Here is a 22,858-nt window from a genome sequence, read left to right on the forward strand (position 1 = left end):
AATGCTGACCTCGCAGCAGCTCGCCGACGTGTTTCGTTCGCAGTCGTCTGCGCCCGGGGGCCTCCTCCGCATCAACGATGCGCTCCTGCAGATCACGGGGCTCGACGCCCTGATTCGACGCGACCTCCAGCGCGCCGACGGGACTCTGCTGCTCCGCACGGATCCGGCGCAGATCCCGCCGTCGCCGCCGCCCTCGGGCTTCACGCTGGACGACGTCGCGATCCCCTCGGGGGCGGACGGCTTCCTCAACCTCGCAGGGCGCCGCGCCTCGATCGCTTTTACCTTCGACACGACGATCGAGATCTCGCTCGCGGTGGAGACGCGCACGGCGGCGACCGGCGCCGCCGTCCCCTGGGTGTTCAGCACGAGCTTCCCGGTCCTTGCCGAGCAGCCGTACGACAGCTTCGATCTCGAGGACCCCGAGCTCACTTTCTCCAACGCGGGCGCGGATCCCGGGCTCCGCTTCTCCGCGGACGTCGCCCCGACGGGCTTCTTCACCCCGCTCGTGGCGCTCCTCGGGCTCTCGAACCGCTACAGGCTCGCGGGCCGCATCACGCGCGACGATCGGCAGGATCTGAGCTTCAGCCTCGACGCCGAGCTCGGGATTCCGGAGTTCGGGATCGATGACATCATTACCCTGATCAACCCGCGGATCGGCGCCGTCTACGCGCAGCAGACCAGGGACGACAGCACCACCTCGGAATTTGTGCAGATCTTCCTGGGCGCGACGATCACCCTGGGCAGCGGCTCCGCCGACGTGCTGGTGGGGATGCCCATCGTCGGCGTCGGCACGCCGATCTTGCAGCTTATGGTGCTGCCCGTCGCCGGCGGCATGAGCCTCAGCACACTCGGATCGCTGGTCGCGGGGCAGACGTGGGACGGCTTCTTCAGCGGCCCCGCCCTGGAGCTGAAGCGATACTTCGATACGTTCGGGTTTCTGGGCTACACCATGACGTTCACGACGCGCGCGAAGGTCGCGTCGCTCTCGCTGAGCGTCGGGACGTTGCAGCCGTGGACGCTGTGGGGCGACTACACGCTCACCCTCGACGGCACCTGGAACGTCGTCTTCCTCGCTGGGCGTGTCGCGCAGACGATCCTGCTCCACGCCGGCTTCGACTACGATCAGAAGATGCGGTTCGACGTCACCGTCGAGCTGCCTAGGCTGCGCATCAGCGGCCACCAGAGCGGCGCGCCGATCGCGCTCTCCCTCAAGGACGTCGCCGACAAGCTCTTCGACGGCGGCATCTCCGTCCCCGAGGATCTGCTCCAGATCGCGGTCAGCGCCTTCACCATCGATATCAACAAGGCCGCCAAGATCTTCGGCATCGGCGCCGTCGCCGACGCGAGCTTCTCCCTCTTCGGCGCGCAGATCCTGGCGCTCCGGCAGATGGCGATCCACGTCACCGTCGACACCTCCGGGGCGACGAAGAAGTACACCGCGACGCTCGACGGACAGATCAGCCTCGGGCCGATCAGCGCGCAGGTCGACGCCGTCCTCAGCAACGACCGAGCGGTCGGCACCGTCTTCACCCTGCACCTCGTCGACGAGACGGTCGGGTCGATGCTCGGGCACCTCGTCCACCTCGTCGACCCCACGTACGACGTCTCGTTCGGGGCGCCATGGGACAAGCTCCTCGACGTTCGCCTCGACGCCTTCGTCCTCCGGGTCGACGTCACCAACAAGGTCGTCTCGCTCGCCTACGAGGCCTCGGTTGATCTCGGCTTCCTCTCGATCACCGAGCTCGCGCTCTCTTGGAAGAAGAACCCGACCGGGCCGAGCACCACGCGCATCGAGATCTCGGGGACCTTCCTCGGCGTGCGCTTCGGGACGGGCTCGTCGAACCCGAAGCTCTCGTGGGACCCGATCAACGAGAACCCGCCGGCGGTCCCGGGGGCGGGCGACAAGATGTTCGATCTGCGCTACGTCGGGATCGGCCAGCACGTCTCCTTCGACCCGGCGTGGAAGCCGCAGAGCGTCGAGGAGGCCATCGACAAGATGGAGAAGCTCGCGCTGCCCGCGGGCGGCTCGAACCTCCCCAACCTCACGTCGAAGGGCGGCCTGCGCTTCGCCAAGGACAGCGGGTGGCTCGTCGGCGCCGACTTCACCCTCCTGCAGACCCTGAAGCTCACCTTCGTCTTCAACGACCCGAACCTCTACGGCATCCTCATCGCGCTCTCGGGGGAGCGCGCCAAGAGCTTCGCGGGGCTGAAGTTCGAGATCCTCTATCGCAAGGTCACCGACACCATCGGTGTCTATCACATCGAGCTCAAGCTGCCCGACGCGATGCGACACCTCGAGTTTGGCGAGGTGTCGCTGACGTTGCCGGTGGTCGTGCTCGACATCTACACGAACGGCAATTTCCGGGTCGATCTCGGCTTCCCCAAGGGGCTCGATTTCTCGAGCTCGTTCTGCCTGCAGGTCTTCCCCTTCATCGGCTACGGCGGCTTTTACTTCGCGCTGCTCGACGGGGACACCTCGAGCCGGGTTCCGAGGATCACGAACGGCCGCTTCAGCCCGGTGATCGAGCTCGGGATCGCGCTCTCGGTCGGCGTGGGCAAGACCATCGATGAGGGCATCCTCACGGGCGGGCTCTCGGTCACCGTCGTCGGCGTCCTGCAGGGCGCGATCGGGTGGTTCGACCCGACCGACGCGGCGACGCCGAAGGACGAGTATTACTGGCTCCAGGGCACGATCGCGATCACCGGCCGCCTCTACGGGTCGATCGATTTCGCCATCGTCCAGGCCAGCGTCTCCATCACCGCGTACGCGAGCGCCACCCTCGTCATCGAGGCGCACCAGCCGATCTACATCTCGCTGTCGGTGAGCGTCTCCGTCGAGGTGAGCGTCAAGATCGTCTTCTTCACCATCCACTGCTCCTTCCAGGCGACGATCAGCGCCTCGTTCACGATCGGCTCGGCGTCGCCGGCGCCGTGGACCCTCGCGCAGCCCTCGGGGAGCGCGAGCCGGCACCTCTTCGCGCGCCGCGGATCGGTGCACGCGCCGCAGCGCCGCTTCTTCGCGGGGCTCGCGCGGCACGAGCGCCTCGCGCGCATGGCGGCGCGGCTCGCGGCCGGCGACGTGACGCTGGCCTGGAGCGCGCGCGCGGTCTTCGCGAGCCCTCGCGCCGTCCCGCTGCGCGCGATGCCCGCCTTCACCAGGGCCGGCGGGGGCTTGGCGATGATCCTGCTGCTCGGGATCGAGGACGGGATCCCCGCGCGCGCGGGGTCGCTCGCCGCGCACGCCGCGCCCCTCGACGGGGCGGCGGGGCCGGGCGTCGGCGACGTGCTCGAGGGGCTCGTGCGCTGGGCGATCGCCAACGCGCGCGCCAGCCTCGGCAAGCCCGTCGACGACGGCCGGGTCGACGCGGACGACGTGGCCCTCGCGAACCGGGCGCTCGCTGACGACGAGGCGCTGGCCTCGGCGATCGATTACACGGCGTACCTCGCGGATTTCCTCGATCGCAACTACCGCTTCTCGCTGAGTGCGCCGCAGGCGGGCGGCGGCGGAGACACCGGGGTCGGCGTGTTCCCGATGCCGCCGGTGCTGAAGGTGACGGCCGGCGGGGCGCCGCCGATCGATTTCGCGAGCTTCAACCCGCTCGACGAGACGACGCTCGAGAAGATGCGGGCGTACTTCGCGCTGCTCGCCGTCGACTACGAGAAGTTCGTCGCGCAGCAGGGCGGCGCCGCGGGACCGAGCGCGCGCGCGGCGATCGGGGGTACGACCCCGATCGCGCAGGTCGTGCTGGAGCAGTACTTCGCCATGCTCCTCCGCGCGGCCGTCAAGGCGGCCGGCGACGTGCTGCACGGCTACGCCTTCGCGTACGCCGATTCGAAGCAGCCGTTCGGGCTGGCCGAGATCCGCGCGCAGCTCGGCGCCCCCGGGCTCTCCGCGATCGCGGTAGTCCCGGCGAACCGCGACAAGGCCGTGCTGGCGCCGGCCGCGCCGATCGCGCTCGACGGCGTGCACCACCAGATCAAGCTCGGCGAGAGCTTCGCGTCGATCGCCGCGGCGTTCAACGCCGTGCTCCCGGCGAGCGCGCAGATCACGGCGCAGCAGATCGCCGCGCAGAACGCGGGCGCGGCTGGGGTGCTGAGGAGCGGGGCGGCGGTGACGTTCGCCTCGCTGTCGTGGACCACGCTCGCGGGCGAGACGCTGAACCTCGTGCTCGCGCGGCTCGCCGTGCGCGCGGCCGGCGCGCCGTTCGTGCAGGGGTTCCCGGGCCTGCAGCCGCTCGCCCAGGAGATCCTCGCGCTCCCCGGGAACGCGGGGCTCTTCCCGGCCGGCACCGATCCCATCGCGGCGCTCAACCTGCCGATCGACCCGGCGCGGCGCCCGCAGCTCGCGATGCCGCCGGGCGCGGCCTTCGCGGCGTACGCGACCGTGGCCGGGGACACGCTGATCCGTGTCGCGGCGACGTCGATCGCGATCCAGCAGAGCCGCGTCGACCTCTTCGGCATGGTGGCGTGGGTGCTCGCGCACAACACCTTGACGGTCACCGATCCGAGCGCGCCGCAGCCGCCGGGGACCACGATCGCGCTCCCGCCGATGACCCGCGCGATCTGGGCCGGCGAGACGGCCGCGTCGCTCGCTACCCGCCTGCTGACCGATCTCGACGCGGTGATCGCCGCGCTCCTGGCGGTCGCGCCCGAGGTGAACCTGCTCGCGCCGCAGGCGCTCCTGGCGCTGCCGCCGCTCTCCTACGAGGTCCGCGCGGGCGACACGTTCGCGTCGATCGCCGCCCTCTTCAACCTGACGCTCGAGGCGATCGAGGCGGCCATCGACGGCGCCGGCGCGCTCGCGATCTTCGCTCCCGGCGCGGCGGTCACCGTCGCCGACGTCACCGAGATGGCGCTCGACGCGCTGGTTCCAGGGCTCGCCGCGACGCAGTGGACGACGCTGGCGCCGATGGCCTCGCGCTTCCTGCTGGCGGGCCTGCGCCTGCCGGATCCGAGCGACGGCGCGTTCGAGCGTCTGACGATCGCCGAGATGCGCGATCCGGCCAAGCTGGGCGCGATCACCACCCTCCCGCTCTACGCGCTCACCGGGCAGCAGATCGCCATCACCTCGCCGCCGCCGGCCGGCTACACGATCGCGTTCGATCAGAGCGTCGCGGCGCCGTGTCTGTCGCTCCCCGGGACGCTCGGCTTCGAGCTCACGCCGGAGCAGATCGCGGTGATCGGCGAGATCGCGGGCGCGGCGTTCGCGCCGTCCGTGGAGCTCTCCGCGCTGCCGCTGTTCCGCCTGGCCGCGGCGCGGTCCACGCTGCAGCAGCACATCGCGTGGCAGCCCGCGGCCTTGCCGGACGGCGCGGTGTTCAACCCGGTGAAGCTCGGCAACGTCGCGGGCAACCCCGATCTGTGGGTGTTCCCCGATCCGCTCGTGGCGCGGCTCGCGGCCGACGGCGCGCGGCAGCCGCCCTACACGGTCGCGATCGGCACGCACCAGAGCGCAGACGGCATGACCGTGACCTACGCGAAGGGGTTCGCGTGGGCGACGCTGCTGCGGTTCTCGGTGCAGCAGCTCCCGGCGGACGAGGCCGCGGCGGAGACAGCGGCGACGATCGTGTCCGTCGTCGGGACTGACGGCGACGGGATCGCGCTGCTCGACGCGATCGACGCGCAGCTCACGCACGACGGCGCCACGCTGTACCTGCTCTATCCGCCGAGCCCGGCCGGCGGGGCCGAGGCCGGCCTGCTCTCCGATCAGCTCGCCCCCGCGACCGCGCTGGTGCAGACCAACCTGTCCACGCTCAGCCACAGCGGCGCAGCGGCGCGGCCTCTGCGCAACCGGTTCCTCGTCCGCGACGACGGCGCGGCCGCGCACGTCGCCCCGATCACGAGCGCCGGCGCGTTCCTGCGGCTCATCCGCGACGCCTCCATCGCGCGCAGCGGCGGCTATTCCCTGCGCTATGTGAACGCGAGCGGCGGCGCCGGCCTGCCGGGCGCGCTGTTCACCAGCGGCCCGGTCGCGGAGCTGGCCCTGCTCGTCGTGCTCGACTCGCAGAACACGGCGCACCCGCCGATGCTCCCGTTCAACAACTGCGCGATCGTCGGCGACAACGTGGACGCGGCGAGCAGCAACGTGTTTGTCGAGGCGGCGACCTGGCTCGTCGCCGCGCCGAGCGCGCTCGCCGACGCCGCCGCGTTCGCGGAGCAGCGATTCGGGATCGCGCTCGACGCGGGCGCGGTGGCCACGCTCAACGCCGACGTGCCGCAGCTCCTCCGGCCCGGCGCGACGGTCGAGGTCCCGGACGGCGCGGGCGGCAGCAAGACGGACGCGGTGCGCATCGACGACACGCTCGCCACGCTCGCGGGTCGAAGCGGCCTCACTCCCGCGGCGCTCGCGGCGTTCGGCCGCAACGCCGCGGCGCCGATCCTCGCGCCGACCGGGCTCGTCCAGCTCTACCCCGGCGCGCTTGCGCGCACCGCGGCGATCCCCGCGGGGAGCGCGGGTTTCCAGCTCACGCGCGCGCACCCCGACCCGGGCAACGCGCGCGCGCTGACCGAGATGGACGGCGCGGCGATCCTCGACGAGCTCTTCCACATGCTCGGCCACCGCGTCGTCCCGAACGCGAGCGGCGATCCCGGCTTCCTGAAGAGCGGCGAGGGGATCCCGGTCGGGCCGGCGCAGAGCCGCCCGACCGAGGGCGGCGGGGCCCCGCCGCCGGGCGCGCCGAACACGCGCTGGGACTACCACCAGGCGATCGCGATCGCGCCGTTCGCGCTCGGCCGCCACGGCAGCGCGAGCCCGGCGCTGCCCGCGGCGGCCGAGAGCCCGTACGCCGGCGTCGCACCGGGCGCGGCCGTCACGTTGGCGTTCGCCTTCCACGATCCGTTCGGCAACACGATGCCCGTGCCGGGGGGCGGCTCGCTGACCCAGCCGGTGCGCTACGTCGACGATCTGGTCGGCCTCGGGCAGTGGCCGTCGTGCGCGGCCGGGTACTCGCTCGCCGGGGGCAGCGGGGGGAGCCCCTCGATCGGGCTGCGCCTCTCGATGCAGACGGAGCGGTACCTGCCGACCGCGGCGCTCTCGAGCGCGCGGGCCGCGCAGAACGTCGGGGCCGACCTCGCGACGTACCTGCGCGTGTACTACCAGATCGCGCAGCCCGACGTCGGCTTCGCGCTCGCCACGACGCTAGAGGGCGGCGGCGCGCCGATCCTGCACGATCTGCCCATTCAACCCTTCCGCGACTTCGTGGCGGGGGCGTGGGTGGTGCTCGACGCGCTCCGCGCCACGCAGCCTGTGGTCTTCGCGCCCTCGAGCGCGGCGACGACGATCGGCTCCGTCGCCGACACCTACGGGATCGCCCTCTCGGACCTGTTCGCGGCGAACGGCGAGGCCCTCTACGCGGCGGTCTTCGGCGGCGCCGCGCTCTCCATCCCCGCGCTCTACACCACCGTGGCGGGCGACTCGCTGGCCTCGATCGCCGCGGCGAACACCCTCGATCCCGTGATGCTCGCCCGGCAGAACCCGTGGGCGGCGCTCTCCACGACGGTCGTCCTCGCGGCGCCCGCGCGGACGGTGCAGCCGGGCGCGGACGACGCGCTCGCGACCCTCGCCGCCGCGACGCAGGCGTCGGTGGCCGGCATCGCCCAGGCGAACCCGACCGCGCCCCTCACCGACGGGCTCTCCATCGCCGTCGCGGGCGTCGCGGTGACGACGAGCGGCGACGATTTCACCTCGCTGGCGGAGAAGCTCGGCGATCTCGGCCTGCCGGTGACGATCGGCGAGATCGCGGTCGCGAACCAGACCACGGCGGGCCTCTTCCGCACGCCGGTGACGCTGACGATCGACGACGTCGCCCCGCTCCCGGGCGACTCGCTCGGGGCGCTGCAGCAGCGCTTCGGCTTCACCATCACCGCGCTCGCCGCCGCCAACGAGGACCTGGCCGATCTCTACGCCGCCGGCACATCGCTCTTCCTCGGCCCCGGCTCGGCCTCGTCGCCGAGCGGCGACGGGGTGACGATCGCCCAGTTCGCCGCGCAGCACGGCGTGTCGCCGGGCGCGCTCGGGCGCGCGCTCTACCTCGATCTCCAGCCGGCGACTCCGCCCGCCGTCAACCAGGGCGCGATCCTCGCCTCCACGGCGAAGCTCACCATCCCGGCGACGGTGACGAACGACGGGGCCGACCGCTGCTCGGCGTATCGCGCCCTCGCGACCGACGCCGATCTCGCGACGATCGCGGCGAAGTTCGCCGGTGACGACCCCGCCGCGCTCGGCGCGCTGAACCTCGACCGCCCCGGCCTCCTCGCCGCGGGGATCACGGTGCGCGACGCGGCGACCGGGAGGACGGTCCAGACCGACGCGAGCTCGACCTTCGCGTCGCTCGCGGCCGCGTTCGCGGCGATCGGCGCGACGGTCACGCCCGGGAGCCTCGCGCGCGACAACGCGTCAACGCCGAGCCTTCCGCGCGAGGGCGGGCTGTGGCTGTGCCCGCCGATGATCGCGATCGCCCAGGAAGGCGGCGCGCCGGACACGCTGGCGCGGATCGCCGCGCGCTACGGGCTCATCGCGCCGGACGGCGCCCCGGACGCCGCCCGCGTCGCGCGCGCCAACGCCGCCGTGCTCGGGTTCGTCGCGCCGGGCGTGTCGCTCTCCCTCGGCGGCGTCGCCCTGGTGACCCTCGCCGACGACACGCTCAACGCGCTGCTCGGGCGCCTCGCCCGGCCGGGCGCGCCGGCGCCATCGATCGACGATCTCGCGCCTTCGATCGCCGACGTCGCGCTCGTCCCGCCGGGCGCGCTGCTGCTGCCCGTCGCCGTCGAGAACGCGGTGAGCGCGACGATCGCGCCGTCGTTCGCCGGTCCGATCGTCCGCCTCGGCGTCACGGTGACCGAGGCGCGCACGCCGGCGTGGATCGCCGACGCCTTCAAGGCCGCCGCGAGCGTCGCGACCAGCGCCTTCGAGGTGCCGCCCGACACCGGCGCCGGCGGCGCGGGGGCGAGCGCGCTGTCGCTCGACGCGCTCGCGACCGCGGTCGAGGCCGCGCTCCCCGGCGTGCGCGTCGCGACCGGCGATCCGCCGACCGAGGCGGACGACGCGAGCGACCGGACCCTGTGGATCGTCAACTTCGCCGGCCCTTACGGCCCGCAGATCGCCTTCCAGCTCCGCGGCGCGTCCGCGCTGCGCTCGTTCGCGATCCCGCCGCTCTCGACGTCGCTCGTATCGGGGACGGCGCAGGTGACGCCCTACGTCTCCGGCGCGGGCCTGACCGGCACGCCGCTGCCGATCGTGTTCGCCTCGATCGATCTCGACGTGTGGGGCGCCTCGTTCCTCGCGGCGATGGACACGATGCTCTCGCCCGTCTACGCGGTCCCTGCGAGCGAGGCGTCGCTGGACGACCTCGAGCGCATCGTCGCGGCCAAGCAGCGCCTCGCGCAGTCGATCGCCGGCCGCGTCCAGTACGTCATGCACGGCGGCGGCCCGGGCGAGTACGGCGACCCGGATCCGCGCCGCGCCGCCGCGATCGCGGCGATGGATCAGGCGCTGCTCGTCACGCTCTCGAGCGCGTACTCGATCACGAGCCTCGTGCAGGCCGCGGTCGACGTCTCCTCCGGGTACACCGATCCCGTCACCGCTCCGCGCCTCTCCGGGAAGGCGACGCTCACCCAGCCGGCGTCGAGCGCGCCCGTCCGCAACGCGTCGCTCTCGACCGCGAAGGTGCCTCTCGCCCGGACGACGGCGGCCGATCCCGCGCCGTTGACGTTCCTCCTGACCGTACAGTCGGCGGCCGAGCAGCGCAGCGCGACGGTCGATCTCGACTACGCGGTGGGCGCGATCGAGGTGCCGTCGGGGGCGCCGGATCCCGACGGGTACCAGCCGTCGCGGTGGCTCACGCTCGTCCACCCGATCGGGGGCGATCGTGAGAAGCGTGGGAAGATCGACAGCGCCACGCTGCCGATCCCGCTGCGCGCGTATCCGCTGCCGCCGACGCTCGTGTCGCAGACCGCGACCGCGTCGTACGGCGCGCCGTACGACGCGGTCGACCAGCTCGCTCGCTGGGATGCGGACGCGGCGTATTCGCGCCAGGACGCCGCTCAGGACACCGGCCGGCTGCGGCTCTCGATCGGGGTCGAGCTCGGCGCGGGCGACCGCGCGATCGCGCGGACAGGCGACGACCCCATCTTCGCGGCCCTCGCCCAGTTCGTCTCGGTCTACCCGGCGCTGCAGCGCGATCTGGCGCTGCTGACCACGCGCGCTCCCGGCGCGCCGCCCGACCTCGCGGTCCAGAACGCCGTGGCGGCGTTCGCCGCGATCGCCTCCGCGGTGGCCGCGGCGTGGCCATCGAACGCGCTCGTGCCCAAGCCGCCCGCGCGCCTCTCGGCGGTGCGCGAGAGGGACGAGATCGCCCCTGGAGCGTACACCTACACGCTCCTGCACACCGACGATGGATCCGGAGACCTCGTCCAGCTCGACCTCGTCGCCGAGGCCGGGAACCCCATGGCGCTCTGGCCCCAGCTCGCCGTCGACACCGGGGACTGCCAGGGGTTCCGCCCGCTCCAGTTCGTGTCGTCCTCGGGCGCGACGGGCGTCTACCAGTACCCGCCGAAGGTCCCGGCGGGGATCTCGCTCGTGTACCGGGTCCGTCTGTCGAAGCTCGACGTGGTGATGATTCCCTACGTGGAGACGGGCGTCGCCGTCCAGCGCAACGCCGACCTGATCGAGGGGGAGACGACGTGCGAGCTCTTCATCTACAGCACGCCGTACACGAGCTTCTCCTCAGCGCTCGTGCCGCGCCTCTTGGTCCCCTCGGATTTCGACGTCGGCAGCGGCTCGATCGGCGATCTGAAGGCCGCGCTGCGGTCGTTCCTCGTCGCGCTGCTCGCGCGCTCGGCGGCGCCTGCAGGGAGCACGCGCGTGCTCCGGGTCGCCGCCAGCTATGGGTACGAGCTGACGCGGCCCGTGGCCGCGACCGCGGTGCGCGGCCGCGCCTCGAGGGTCGGGAGCGCGGGCAGCATCTCCACGCACCTCCCGGCCGCCCTCGTGCCGAGCGTCGAGCTCGTCATCAACGGCGACGGCGGGGCGCAGATCGACGCCTTCGCGGCGGAGCTGGCCGGCTTCGTGGCGGACTGGGATCGCACCGTGCAGCCGTCGCACACGAACGCTGCGGTGTTCTTTGACGTCAGCCTCTTCTCCGAGGCTGCGGGGTTCGGCGACAAACCGCTGCTCACGGTGCGCTCGGTTCGCTATGGGCTTGTTGACACGGAGAGCGCGTGAGCATTCTCTAACACCACGGTGTCGCGACCGGGCGGGATGAGCCGATGCTGCCTCAGCAATCTCCCGGAAGGCTGGAGCCTTTCTGCGGGCCGGAGTTTGCCACCCTACGGGCGCGACGCAGCCTAGTACAGCGTTCCCTAAGTTCGTCCCTGGATCCGCGGTACGCCAGCCCAGGCCCTCGCGATGGCCCGCAGCCCGAGCATGACGAGCCTCCGTGCGATGCATTCCGGTCTGCGGGTCGGCGGTGCCCTCCCCGGTATTATCGCGCAGTCCCGTTGATGCCGCAGCCTCTCTCATCGAGCAGGCTTCTTGATGGCGAGGAGTTCTGCCCAACAAAGCTCGCCATCGTGGAGGGTGCTCGCCCCGCGTGCGCAACGAGCGGGACGACGGCCCAGAGAGCCGCGGCTGCCCTGCATTCCGGGTAGCTGCCGAAAATTCTCACGTCAGACCCTTCTAGGCAGCGGGAAATCCCGCAGCAGCTCTTGAAACCGCTTCCAGTTCAGGTGCGCACGCTGGCTCCGCCGGCATAGCCACTTGTGCCATGCCCGTTCGGCCGCACGGATCAGAAGCGCGATGCTCCGCAGGTTTCCGTTGACGCCGAAGTAGTTGCGGTGCCCGACGATGCGCCGCAAGGCTGGCTTCCGGCTGGTCAAGCGTGACCTTGGCCGGGCGGGATTCGCACCCGCTGAACAGCGAAAACCCGATTTCAGAAGCTACCGCTCACTCCTTTCCCTCGGGACCAGCCTTGCCTGGTCGCACGCTCCCCGTCTCCCCGCCTCCCTGTGAATTTTTTCTCGAACAATTCGAGGGAATGCTCAGCCCCCCGAGGGGGCCGTCCGGGCGTAGGCGCGCAGCACCTCGGCCACGCTCCACGCCTGGGCGACGCACCCGCGGGGCGTGAACGGCGGCTCGGCGTCGAAGATCTCGCTGATCGAGCCGGCGCAGGCCTCGTCGAGGTGCGGCGCGAAGCCCTCGAGCAAGCGCCGCGCCCCGGCGAGATCGGTGGGATACACCTTCAGCCAGGCGTCGATGAACGGGCCCATGAGCCACCCCCACACGGTCCCCTGGTGATAGGCCATGTCCCGGGCGCGGAGGTCGCCGAAGTACTTCGGTTTGTAGTCCGGGTGCCCCGGCGCGAGCGACCTGAGGCCCACGGGCGTCCAGAGCCGCTCCTTCACCTGATCGACGATCCCCTTCCAGCGCGCAGGGTCGAGGACGGGGTGAGGCAGAGAGATCGCGAGGAGCTGGTTTGGCCGGAAGGCGTCGTCGACGCCCTGCTCGCCGTCGATCACGTCATAGAGATAGCCGTGCTTCTCGGACCAGAAGCGCCGGTTGAAGGAGGCCTTGACCTGCTCGGCGGCCACGCCGTAGCGCTTCGCCGCGCCGTCGCCGTCGGACTCGCGCGCCCAGCGCTCGATGAGGCGCAGGGCGTTGTACCAGAGCGCGTTGATCTCCACGGCCTTCCCCCGGCGTGGCGTGACGACGTAATCGCCGACCTTCGCGTCCATCCAGGTCAGCTGAACCCCCTCTTCCCCCTGGCGGATCAGGCCGTCCTGCGGGTCGGCGCGGATCCCGAAGCGCGTCCCGCGGGTGTGGTGCTCGACGATGTCGATCAGCGTGGGGAGGATGAGCCGGAGCGTCTCGCGATCCCCGGTGGTCGCCAGGTAGCGATCGAGCGCGTGGAAGAACCAGAGGGTGGCGTCGGCGGTGTGGTAGAGCCCGTCGTTCTTGCCCTCCGGGAACATGTTGGGGATGAGCCCATCCTTCACGTAATGGGCGAACGTGCGCAGGATGTAGCCCGCCTCGGTGTGGCGCCCGGTGACGAGCGTCAGCCCCTCCAGGCTGATCATGGTGTCCCGGCCCCAGTCGGTGAACCAGTGATAGCCCGCGATGACGGTGCGCACCTCGTCCCCGGCGGCCCGGGCGCGGGCGGCGTCCTCGACGCGGCCGGCGGGGCTGATGAGGAACTGATCGGCGCCGAGGACGAGCTCCGCCGCCGGCCCGGTGCGGACCTGGGGCGCCGCCGCGAGCAGGAGCCGTGTCCGGCGCTTGTGCTCCGCGCGCTGCACCTCGTCCGTGGAGAGGGCGTTGAGCGTCTCCCAGGCCTCCGTCGACGCGATCAGGGTCACGCTGCCGGAGACCGGGAGCTCCAGGCTGAAGCGGCCAGGGCTGTAGAACTCGCCCACGGCGTCGTATCCGCGGCTCTGCTCGATCCGGTAGCGCACGTTGCGCAGCCGGGCGCTCTCGATCCTGAACTCGGCCCGAGCGCCCTGGACCTTCAGCCGGAGCGGCGGCAGGTCGCTCGGCGACGCGAGCTCGTAGCGATCCTCGACCACGGTGAGCGCATAGGGGCCCGCCACCGGCCGATCGAGCGCGCCCTCGTGCGGCCGGAAATTCACCCACGGCTGGAGCTCGATCCGCACCGGCCCCGTCCCCTCGACGAGCGTGTACGTGACATGGACCGTGTTCTGCGCGTGGGGCATGAGGAGGCGCCGCTCGATCGCCATCCCCGCGCCCTCGTAGCGCCAGACGGGGAGCCCGGCCTCGAGGCGGAACTCGGCGAGATCGATGACCTGCGCGCCGCCGTCGTCGAGCCAGGGCTCCTGACCGCCCACCTGGTACACCCTGTCGTCCGCGGTGAAGATCCGGGTGGAGAGATCGCTGAGCATCATGGTGCGGCCGAGGGGGGCCGGCAGCGCGGAGATCAGCAGTCCATGGAAGCGGCGGGTCACCGCGCCGGAGACGGTGCCCGACGCGTAACCGCCGAGGCCGTTCGTGACGAGCCATTCCCGCGTGAGCGGGTCCGAGCCGCGCTCGGCGTCGTCCTGCGAGGTGGGGGCGGCGCCCCGGGACCAGACCATCCTCCGGCAGATCTCGTCAGCGTACATGCTTCTTGGGCTCCTCCGGGCGCGGGTTGGCGCTCGTCTTCTCGGGCACCGGCGTCCCGACCACGGGGTGGAGGAGGATCGCCGCCTCGCCCGGGATATGGACGCCCTCCTCGGTGATGACAGGTGGGCTGCCTTGGCCCCCGTAGCGGGGGGACTCGCTGGACCACGACGTCTCCCAGCGGCGCCCCGGCGGCGGGGCGAAGAGCGGCTCCGGCAACGACCCTCGGTGGATGTCCCGCCCGAGGTTGACGAGGAGCAGCCGGTCGTCGCCGTCGTCGCCGAAGTAGCGCAGGAGGAAGGCGTGCGCCGAGAGGACGGCCCCGTCGACGCCGCGCGGGCGCTGGGCCCGGATCACCGGATCGCGCCGGCGGAGCGCGATGAGGTCCTCGTGGAGGGCGTAGATGGCGGCGTTGCGCTCGCGCTCGGAGAAATCGAGCTTGCAGCGCTCGAACGTCCGCGGGTCGCTCGGATCGTCGAGCTGCGCGCGGACCTCGGGCGCCGCGCAGGACGGGAACTGCTCGAGGAACTCCGCCCTGCCCTTGCGCACGAGCGGGGCGAGCTCGGGGTTGTGGTCGGCGAAGAAGAGGAACGGCGCCGAGGACCCGAACTCCTGCCCCTGAAAGAGCATGGGTGTCCCCGGGGCGAGGAGCAGGGCCGCCGACATCGCCCGGAGCCTGCCTGGGCTCACGATGTGGCAGAGCCGCTCGCCTCGCGCGGTGTTGGCGACCTGATCGTGGTTCTCCAGGAAGAGGACGAAGCGGGCCGGATCCACGCCGAGCGCCGGCGTCCCGCGCCGCTGCTTCTGCCAGTGGTAGCGCTGCCCCTGGAAGAGGAACCCGTGCTTCAGGGCGGAGAGGAGCTCCTGGGGCGAACCCTCGTGATCGCTGTAATAGGCCTCGTTATGGCCGGTGAGCGCCACCTTGGCGCTGTGGTGGAAATCGTCGTTCCAGATCGCGTCGAGCCCGTAGCCGCCCCGCTCGGCGGCGCGGATCAGCCACTCTTCCTGGGACTCGTTCTCGGCCACGAGGAACGTCTCCTTGCCCTTCGCCGCCTCCCGCACGCGGCGCGCGATGGCGGCGAGGATGTGGTCCTTCGAGCCATCGTAGATGTTCTGCGTCGCGTCGAGCCGGAGCCCGTCGAGGTGGAACTCGTCGATCCAGTAGCCGGCGTTGGAGATGAAGTATTCCCTCACCGCCTCGGATCGCGGGCCGTCGAAGTTGATCGCCGCTCCCCAGTCCGTCTTGTGACGATCGGTGAAGTAGTCCGCGGAGAACTGGCCGAGGTAGTTGCCGTCCGGACCGAGGTGGTTGTAGACGACATCGAGGATCACCGCGATCCCGGCGCGGTGCGCCGCGTCCACGAAGCGGCGGAGATCGTCCGGGCTTCCATAGAGGCGCGTCGGCGCGAAGAGGTTCACGCCGTCGTACCCCCAGTTGAAGCGGCCGGGGACCTCGGCGATGGGGAGCAGCTCGATCAGGGAGACGCCGATCCGCGCGAGCTCGGGCAGCTCGCGGGCCGCGGACTCCCACGTGCCCTCCCGGGTGAAGGTCCCGATGTGCATCTCGTAGACGACTTGCCCCTTCAGCGGCGCGCCCCGGAATGCCGCGTCGCTCCATGAGAACGCGCCGGGATCGATCACCTCGGAGGGCCCGTGCGGCCCCTCCGGCTGCGACCGCGAGGCGGGATCGGGATAGAGCGCCTCGCCGTCGTCGAGCCGGAACCGGTAGCGGGTGCCGCTCGCGGCGGACGCGACGAGCCCCGCGAAGTAACCGCCCTCCTCGGGCCGCAGCGGGGCGGCCCCGCCGCTCCCCGGCCCGGCCTCCAGGACGACCTCGACCTTGCGCCGGCCCGGCGCCCAGACACGGAAGTGGACTCCCTTCCCGGTGAGCACTTCCGCGCCGATGGGCAACCGCCTCTCCGTCTTGAACTCCAGCATTGAAATGAATTCTAGGCTCAACACAGATGACGTCCAGCGCCGATATGCACATGACAACGCTACCGCTGTCACTGCTCAGCTGTCGAGCGCAACGTGCCTTACGGAGCTGCCTGAGAGCGATCAGGAGCAAACCGACATCGAGGTCAGCGCTGCCTGTGTGGCGAAATTGCGCGACGTGAGCTCGCCCTGAAGCTCGCGCGCCGCTTGGGCTTCCTCCTTGCCCAGGGCGTGTGTCGTGAACACGAAAGAGATAGAGCGAGACAGGAGTCGACCCGTCGAGATGGGGAGAGGCCATGGAGTGGGCTTGACGACCGTCCGATGGAAGGCGATGAAGCGCGCTCTCCGCGGCTACGGGTGGGCGATGACCACGAGGGTGCGCGCGCGCCGGAGCACGCAGCGCAGCGCGCGCTCCAGCGTCTCCGGGTCGAGCGCCGCGAAGCTCTCGTCGAGCACGACGACCTCGGCGCCCTGCAGCAGCGCGCGCGCGATGTAGAGCCGGCTCCGCTCGCCGTGCGAGAGCTGCCAGCCCGTCTCGCCCACCACCTGCTCCAGCCCTCCCGGCATCCGGCCGAGCAGCTCGCCGAGGCCGAGCTCGTGGCAGATTTCCTCGGCCTCCGCGAGGTCGTCGGGCCTCGGCGGCCAGCGCCTGCCCATCAGCAGGTTGTACGCGAACGTCCCGGCGAGGACGTGGTTCTCGTGGAACTGCGGCGCCGCCGCCACGCGGCGCCGCCACGCGGCGGCGCCCAGCATGTGGCGGTCGAGCCCGTTCAGCAGCAGCAGCCCCGCGTCGGGCGCGCGCAGCCCCGAGAGCAGCGCGCTCAGCGTCGACTTCCCGCCGCCCGAGGGCCCCTCGAGCAGGATGCGGTCGCCCGCAGCGATCCGCACCGACACGTCGATGACCGCGGGGCGCGCCCGTCCCTTGTGCCGGAACGACAGCTCGTGCGCCTCGAGGACCGCCGCGCGGGCCTCGGCGTCCGCCGCGCCGGCCGGGCCGCCGGCGCGCTCCTCCGCCTCCCCGCGCGCGAGGGCCGGCGATCGCCCCGCGTCGGGGGGCAGCGGAGGCGGCGGCGGCCCGCCGCGGGCGGCCGCCTGGAACAGCGTGGAGACCTGCTCCCACGCGATCGCCGCGCTGGCGAGGCTCGACAGGCCACCCGACAGGCCCTGGAGCGCGCGGCTCGCGAGCAGGACGCCCCCCAGCGCCACCGCATACGCCCCGGCGGAGCCGGTGCCCGCGAGGAACGGCGGCAGGAGGCCGGCGATGCCCGCGATGAGCCAGCCGCGCGGCATCAGCGCGCCGATCTCGATCTGGCTCCTGTCGATGTCGCGCGACCGCAGCAGGTACTGGGCGAGCGCCTCGTCCTCGCCGTGGTGCCAGCGGCCGTGGCGCTCCTGGGCGAGGCGGGTCCGGTGGCCGACCAGGCGCTCGACGAGGTCGTGCGTCATCGCGAGCCGCGCGGCGGTCCAGCGCGCGCGCCGCCGGTAGAACCGCACGCAGAGCGCGAGGACCAGGACCGCCCAGGCGGCGAGCAGCAGCGCGTGGATCGGGCCCGCCGCGCCCTGGGCGAGCACGGCCGCCGCCGCCGCGAGCTCGAACGCCGAAGCGACCGCCGCGACGCCGCCGCCCATCGCGAGCCCCTCGATCGCCTCGGACTCGATCACGCGGCCGAGGAAGCGGCCCGCGCCCTCGCCGCGCACCTCCTCGGCGTCGAGCGCGAGCGCGCCCGAGAGCAGGCGCTGCTTGACCAGCGCGCTCGAGTCGATCGCGACGAGGCCGGACAGCCACGCCATGAGCTGGCGCAGCGGCACGACCGTCGCGAGCAGCAGCGCGCCGGCGACGAGCCACCCCTCGTCGAGGTGGTCGTCGAGGATGCTGCGCCCCACGGTCATCCACACCAGGATCCAGAGCGTGTAGGCCGCCGCGTGGGCCGCGAGCAGGCCGAGGAGGCGGCGCGGGATCCGCGCGGCCAGGGCCTGCCGCCCGAGCGGCGCGCCCGGCGGCAGGCGCAGGCTCCAGATGCCGTCGACGATCACGGGCCCGAGGCGCTCGTCGAGCAGGGCCCGCCGCGCGCGCCCGCGCCGCCGCGGCTGGACGGCTGCGCGCGCGAGGACGCGCTCGATCTCCGGGAGCACCTGCGCCTCGATCGGGCGGCAGATGCGGCCGGCGATCGCCTCGACAGGGACGCGCGCCGTGGAGCGGTCGGCGCGGAGCGCCGCGAGGTCGCGCCCCCTGCGCCCCACGACGGCGAGGAAGCGGGGCGTCTCGCCGTCGCGCAGCCACACGAGCGCGGGCGCGACGCGGAGGAGCGCCTCGCCGATCTCGTCGTAGCGCGCCGCGATCGGCTCCGCCTCGACGCCGAGGTACGCCGCGGCCTGATCGATCCACGCCCCGAGCGCGTCCGCGCTGCGGAGGTGCCCGGCGGTCGGGACGGGCGCCGCGGCCGCGCGCGGGCCGAGGCCGCTCTGCGTCGCGAGCGCCTCGAGCGCGTCGCCGAGGCGCTCCGCCGGCCACTCGAGGGCGCCGAGCGGATCGACCGCCTGGTCCGGCCGCGCTCCCCACCCGGGTTGCGGCCTGGCCCCCCACCCAGGTTGCGCCTCCGCCCCGTCCGGCCGGGCTTCCCACCCAGGTTGCGCCTCGGCGGTCACCTCCGCTGACCCTCCGCTGGCGCTCCGCCGCCCTCCGCTGGCGCTCCGCCACCCTCCCGCGTCGCTCCGGCGTCCTCCCCCGCCGCCTCGGCGATGCGCCCGCGCGCGACCCTCAGCCGGCGCCACCCGCCGCTCGACCAGAGCCCTCGCTGCACGGCCGCCTCGGCCTCGAGCAGCGCGCGGTAGCGCGAGCCGGGGCGCGCCGCGAGCTCGGCCGGCGCCCCGTCCTCGACGACGCGCCCGCCGTCCACGACGAGCACCCGCTCGAACGATCGCGTCTCGCCGACGTCGTGCGTGACGCACAGGAGCGTCGCGCGGCGGAAGCGCCGCCGCGCCCGGGCGAGCAGCGCCCGGCGGCGCTCCCGATCGAGGCCGCGGAACGGCTCGTCGAGGATCGCGAGCCGCGCCTCGCTCCGCAGCATCGCCCGGCCCAGGCGCAGCCGCTGCCCCTCGCCGCCGGAGACGAGCCCTCCGCCCTCGCCGAGCAGGGTCTTCTGCCCCTCCGGCAGCCGCTCCAGCACCTCGCGCAGCTCGGCCTCCTCGACGACGGCGCCGAAGTCGGCCGCGTCGTCGGGCGCGCCGTAGCGGAGGTTGTCGAGGAACGATCGGTTCCAGATCTGGACCGCCGGGTCGACCCACGCGGTCTCCTCGCGCAGCGCGCGCACCCGCTCGCCGTCGAGGGGGCGGCCGTCGACGAGCACCCTGCCCTCGCTCGCCCTGTGCCAGCCGAGCAGGACCCCGACGAGGCTCGACTTCCCCGCGCCCGAGGACCCCACGATCGCCACGTGGCTGCCCGCCGCGATCGTCAGATCCACCCCGTCGAGGATCACATGACCTGCCGCCTGGATGCGCACGCGCTCGAAGGTGATCGCGCAGCCCGCGCCGCCGGCGCCCCCTTGCGCGAGCGGCGCCGCCGCGGCGGGCGCGCGCAAGGGGGCGCCGGCGCGCGGCTCCTCCGGCGCGCCGAGCGGCTCGAGCAAGCGCAGCGCCGTGTTGCGGTGCCCCGGGTACTGGAGCAGCGTGCTCGCGAGCGCCTGCCCGATCGCGGGCAGCGCGAGCGCCCAGTAAAAGAGCAGGAGCGCCCGCGAGAGGGCGCCCCCGCGGGCGAGGAAATCGCCGAGGATCCACGCGGCGAGCGCGAAGCCGATCAGCGCCTGCGCCCCGTCGACGGCGAGGGCTGCGCGGAGGAGCGCGCGACCGGCGAGCGCCCACTCCCCGAGCAGGCCCGCGTGCTCGCGCCGCACGGCCCGCTCCGCCGCGTGCGCCCGGATCGGCACGAGGCCGAGGAGCGCGTCGAGGTAGAAGCCCGTGAGCGCGCCGGCGTGGGTGCGGACGCGCAGGTCTCGCTCGACGAGGACGCGGTTCCCCGCGAACGGCAGCGCGAGCGCGAGCGCCGCGCCCGGCACGGCGAGGCGCGCGCTCGCGGGATCGATCCAGACGATCGCGGCCGTGGTGACCGCGAGGTCGAGCGCCGAGCGCGCGATCTGGCCGCCGAACGCGGGCAGGCCGCGGAGCACGTGCAAGCTGTGGCCGCGCTGCGCCATGTCCGAGGCCGGGCGGCTGTGGAAGTAGCGATCGCCGATGCGCGGGATCTTCGCGAGGAACGCCATCCGCAGCCGGACCTCGAGGTGGCGCCCGAGCCGGATCATCCCCGTGGTCAGCGAGAGATCGAGGGCGAGCTCCACCGCGAGGAACGCCGCGAGGGCGACGATGGCGGCGAGGCGCTGCTCGAACAGCGCGAGATCGTTCGAGATCTGGAGCAGGCCCCGGAAGAGGAGGCTCTCCAGCACCACCGTCGCGACGCTGAGCAGGAGCGCTCCGGCGAGCACGGCGGGCGTCAGCAGGCCATCCTCGCGGATCATCCGGAGGAGCGCGCGCCCAGGCGGGATCTCGCGCTCCGCGAGGGCGGCTGCGAGGTCGGGCGGGAGGCGCGCCTCGCCGCGCGCTGCCACCTCGCCGGGAGCGGCCGCCTCGGCATTTGCCGGAGGCTCGGGGGCGCCGGCCCCCGGCGCGCCGTCGCGGCCTGCCGGCGCGTGGGCGAGGCTGAGCGGTCTCCGCCCGCGGATCCGCACGAGCACGGCGCCGCGCGTGAGGACCTGCTCCTCCCCGCGCAGGCCGGCCGGCCCCGGGCGCGCCGTCCAGAAGCCGGGCGGGATCATCTCCTCCCGGGCGGCCCCGGCGTCTCGATCGAGCAGCGCGCCCAGCACCCGCGCGGCCTCGCGTCCGCGTCCGAGGCCGCCGGAGCGCACGAGCGACGTGACAAGGCGCGCGCCGGCGTCGAGCGCGGCGATCGCTCGCCAGTCCCGGTCCGACAGCGCCGCCTCGATCGACCCCCTCCCTGCGCCGAGCCACGCGAGCCGGCGCCCGAGCGGCCGCGTGAACCCGTCGCTCGCGGCCCACGCGCGGAAGTCCGCCGCGGACAGGGGCAGCTCGTGCTGGTAGAGCTCGGCTTCGAGCTGCCGTCGCGTGACCCAGCGCCGCCCCGTGCCCGGGTCCATGATCTGCGCGAGGCCGCCGTGCCGGCGCCAGATCACGACGATGTGGAGCGGCCCGGTCGACTGCCGCACGATCGCCAGGGCGGGCAGCGCCTGGGCCTCGTCGAGGAGCACGTGCTCCGGCGGCACGAGGATCTGCTGGGCCACGAGCCCGAGCTGCTCCGCGAGGTCCTCCAGGGTGTCGATGGAGGTGCCGTCGACGTCGGTCTGGCAGGCCTCGCGCAGGCGCCCGTAGCTCACGCCGACGCCGAAGCCCTCGAGAACGCACTTGAGCGTGGCTGGCCCGCAATCCATCGCCGAGGTCTGCACGACCTCCGGCGCGAGGAGCCTCCGCCTCGGGCTCGGCGGCCTACGGCGGGGATCGGCGCTCGCTGCGCGCTCCGGGGCGGATCGTGGCGAAGAACGTCGATCGGCGCCCGCCGTCCCCTGGCTCACCCGTCCGCTCCGCCGCGGACCCTCACGATCTGCCCTGCTGCCCGCAGCACGAGCGACGCCGGCGAGACGCGCTCCATCTCGATGACGACGTTGCCAGGGAGCCCGTGCTGCATGGGGATCGGCGACGCGGGATCGGGGCGCACGCCGAGCTCCACGCGGATGCGGCCCTCCTGCGCCTCGCTGGCGACGCGCTCGACGGTGGTGGCCAGGGTGCCGTATTCGGTCCAGGGGAACGCGTCGAGGCGCAGGCGCCCCGCCTGCCCCGCGCGGATCCGCCCGACGGACGAGGGCGGGAACTCCGCGATCACCCTGAGCTCGCCGGGCGGGACGACGGCGGCCACGACGTCGCCTTCGCGCACGAAGGAGCCGGCCCGCAGCACCGTGATCTCACCGACCCGCCCTGCGATCGGCGAGCGGATCTTGCGCCGCTCGATCTCGGCGAGCAGCCCCTCGATCGTCGCCTCCAGCACGAGCCGCTCCCCGTCGAGCGAGGCCGCCTCGCGGTCGAGCCGCGCGAGCTCGGCCTGCTGCTCGCTCTGCCCCGTGCGCCGCTCGACGTCGGCCCGCGCGGCGGCGCGATCGAGCGCCTCGGTCGCCGAGCGCCTCGACAGCGCCTCGGCCGCGAGCCGCGCCGCCTCGGCCTCGGACACGAGCCCGTCCTGCCGGAGGCGCACGGCCCGCGCCGCCTCGATCTCCTGGAAGCGCGCGCCCGCCTCCGCCTCCTTGAGCCGCGCCTTCGCCTCGTCGATGCGCGCGCGCGCCGCCTCCGCCCCGTCGCGCAGCGCCTGCGAGCGCGCCGCGATCTCGGCCCGGAGCGGCCCCATCTGCCCCGCGATGGCCGAGAGCCGGGCCCGCTTGTCGTCGATGTCGCGGCGGAGCGGCTCCACGTCGAGCTCGACGAGGACGTCGCCCGCGGCGACCTCCGCTCCGAGGAGGTCGAGGCGGACCGCGGCGACCCTCCCACCGAGGGGCGCCTCGACGCGGTGAGCCGCCTGCCCCACCTCGAGGCGCGCGCTCACGCTCGCCTCGTACTGCCCGACGCGCGCGAGGAAGAACCACGCGAGCCAGCCCCCGAGCAGGAGCGCGCCGATCGCGGCGCCCGCGATCGAGCCGCGATGGCCGTCGGTCGCGATCACGTGGATCGAGCGTGAGAACCCGGCGGGCATGAAGGGTCGCGACAAGGTACACGAGCGAAGGATGCGCAGGAAGTCGCACCCATCGCCCGGGTAAAGGCGTTGAG

The 22,858-nt window shown here is 73.2% G+C and carries 6 protein-coding genes; 1 reads left to right on the forward strand and 5 read right to left on the reverse strand.

From position 1 onward, the window contains the following. Nucleotide 1 precedes the first annotated feature (1 nt). Complete coding sequence (locus WMF14_RS38690) at nt 2-11,221, forward strand: LysM peptidoglycan-binding domain-containing protein (protein ID WP_437794678.1); 11,220 nt, start codon at nt 2-4, stop codon at nt 11,219-11,221. A gap of 815 nt (nt 11,222-12,036) precedes the next feature. Here WMF14_RS38690 and WMF14_RS38695 read toward each other — a convergent pair. The 5 genes from WMF14_RS38695 to WMF14_RS38715 all read right to left on the reverse strand — a co-directional run bounded on the left by WMF14_RS38695 (nt 12,037) and on the right by WMF14_RS38715 (nt 22,784). Beyond that, nucleotides 12,037-14,109, reverse strand: a complete 2,073-nt coding sequence (locus tag WMF14_RS38695) for an amylo-alpha-1,6-glucosidase (protein ID WP_437794681.1) — start codon at nt 14,107-14,109, stop codon at nt 12,037-12,039. Then, nucleotides 14,099-16,045: a malto-oligosyltrehalose trehalohydrolase gene (treZ, locus tag WMF14_RS38700; RefSeq protein WP_437794683.1), complete on the reverse strand. Its 1,947-nt coding sequence runs from the start codon at nt 16,043-16,045 to the stop codon at nt 14,099-14,101. Before treZ ends, WMF14_RS38695 begins: the two co-directional genes overlap by 11 nt. A gap of 348 nt (nt 16,046-16,393) precedes the next feature. Continuing rightward, on the reverse strand, nt 16,394-18,688 hold the full coding sequence (locus WMF14_RS38705) for an ATP-binding cassette domain-containing protein (protein WP_437794686.1): 2,295 nt from the start codon (nt 18,686-18,688) through the stop codon (nt 16,394-16,396). Next, complete coding sequence (locus WMF14_RS38710) at nt 18,685-21,477, reverse strand: ATP-binding cassette domain-containing protein (protein WP_437794689.1); 2,793 nt, start codon at nt 21,475-21,477, stop codon at nt 18,685-18,687. Before WMF14_RS38710 ends, WMF14_RS38705 begins: the two co-directional genes overlap by 4 nt. Nucleotides 21,478-21,614: 137 nt before the next feature. Continuing rightward, a complete protein-coding gene (locus tag WMF14_RS38715) occupies nt 21,615-22,784 on the reverse strand; it encodes an HlyD family secretion protein (protein ID WP_437794691.1) in 1,170 nt (389 codons plus the stop codon). Nucleotides 22,785-22,858 lie beyond the last annotated feature (74 nt).

This window comes from Sorangium sp. So ce693, from assembly GCF_051521375.1.
GTDB classification, from domain to species: domain Bacteria; phylum Myxococcota_A; class Polyangia; order Polyangiales; family Polyangiaceae; genus Sorangium; species Sorangium atrum.

What these genes read in the sequence shown, in the direction of transcription:
- WMF14_RS38690 (WP_437794678.1), top strand. Translation starts at nt 2, where the DNA reads ATGCTGACCTCGCAGCAGCTCGCCGACGTGTTTCGTTCGCAGTCGTCT.
- WMF14_RS38695 (WP_437794681.1), bottom strand. Translation starts at nt 14,109, where the DNA reads ATGTACGCTGACGAGATCTGCCGGAGGATGGTCTGGTCCCGGGGCGCC.
- treZ (WP_437794683.1), bottom strand. Translation starts at nt 16,045, where the DNA reads ATGCTGGAGTTCAAGACGGAGAGGCGGTTGCCCATCGGCGCGGAAGTG.
- WMF14_RS38710 (WP_437794689.1), bottom strand. Translation starts at nt 21,477, where the DNA reads ATGGATTGCGGGCCAGCCACGCTCAAGTGCGTTCTCGAGGGCTTCGGC.
- WMF14_RS38715 (WP_437794691.1), bottom strand. Translation starts at nt 22,784, where the DNA reads ATGCCCGCCGGGTTCTCACGCTCGATCCACGTGATCGCGACCGACGGC.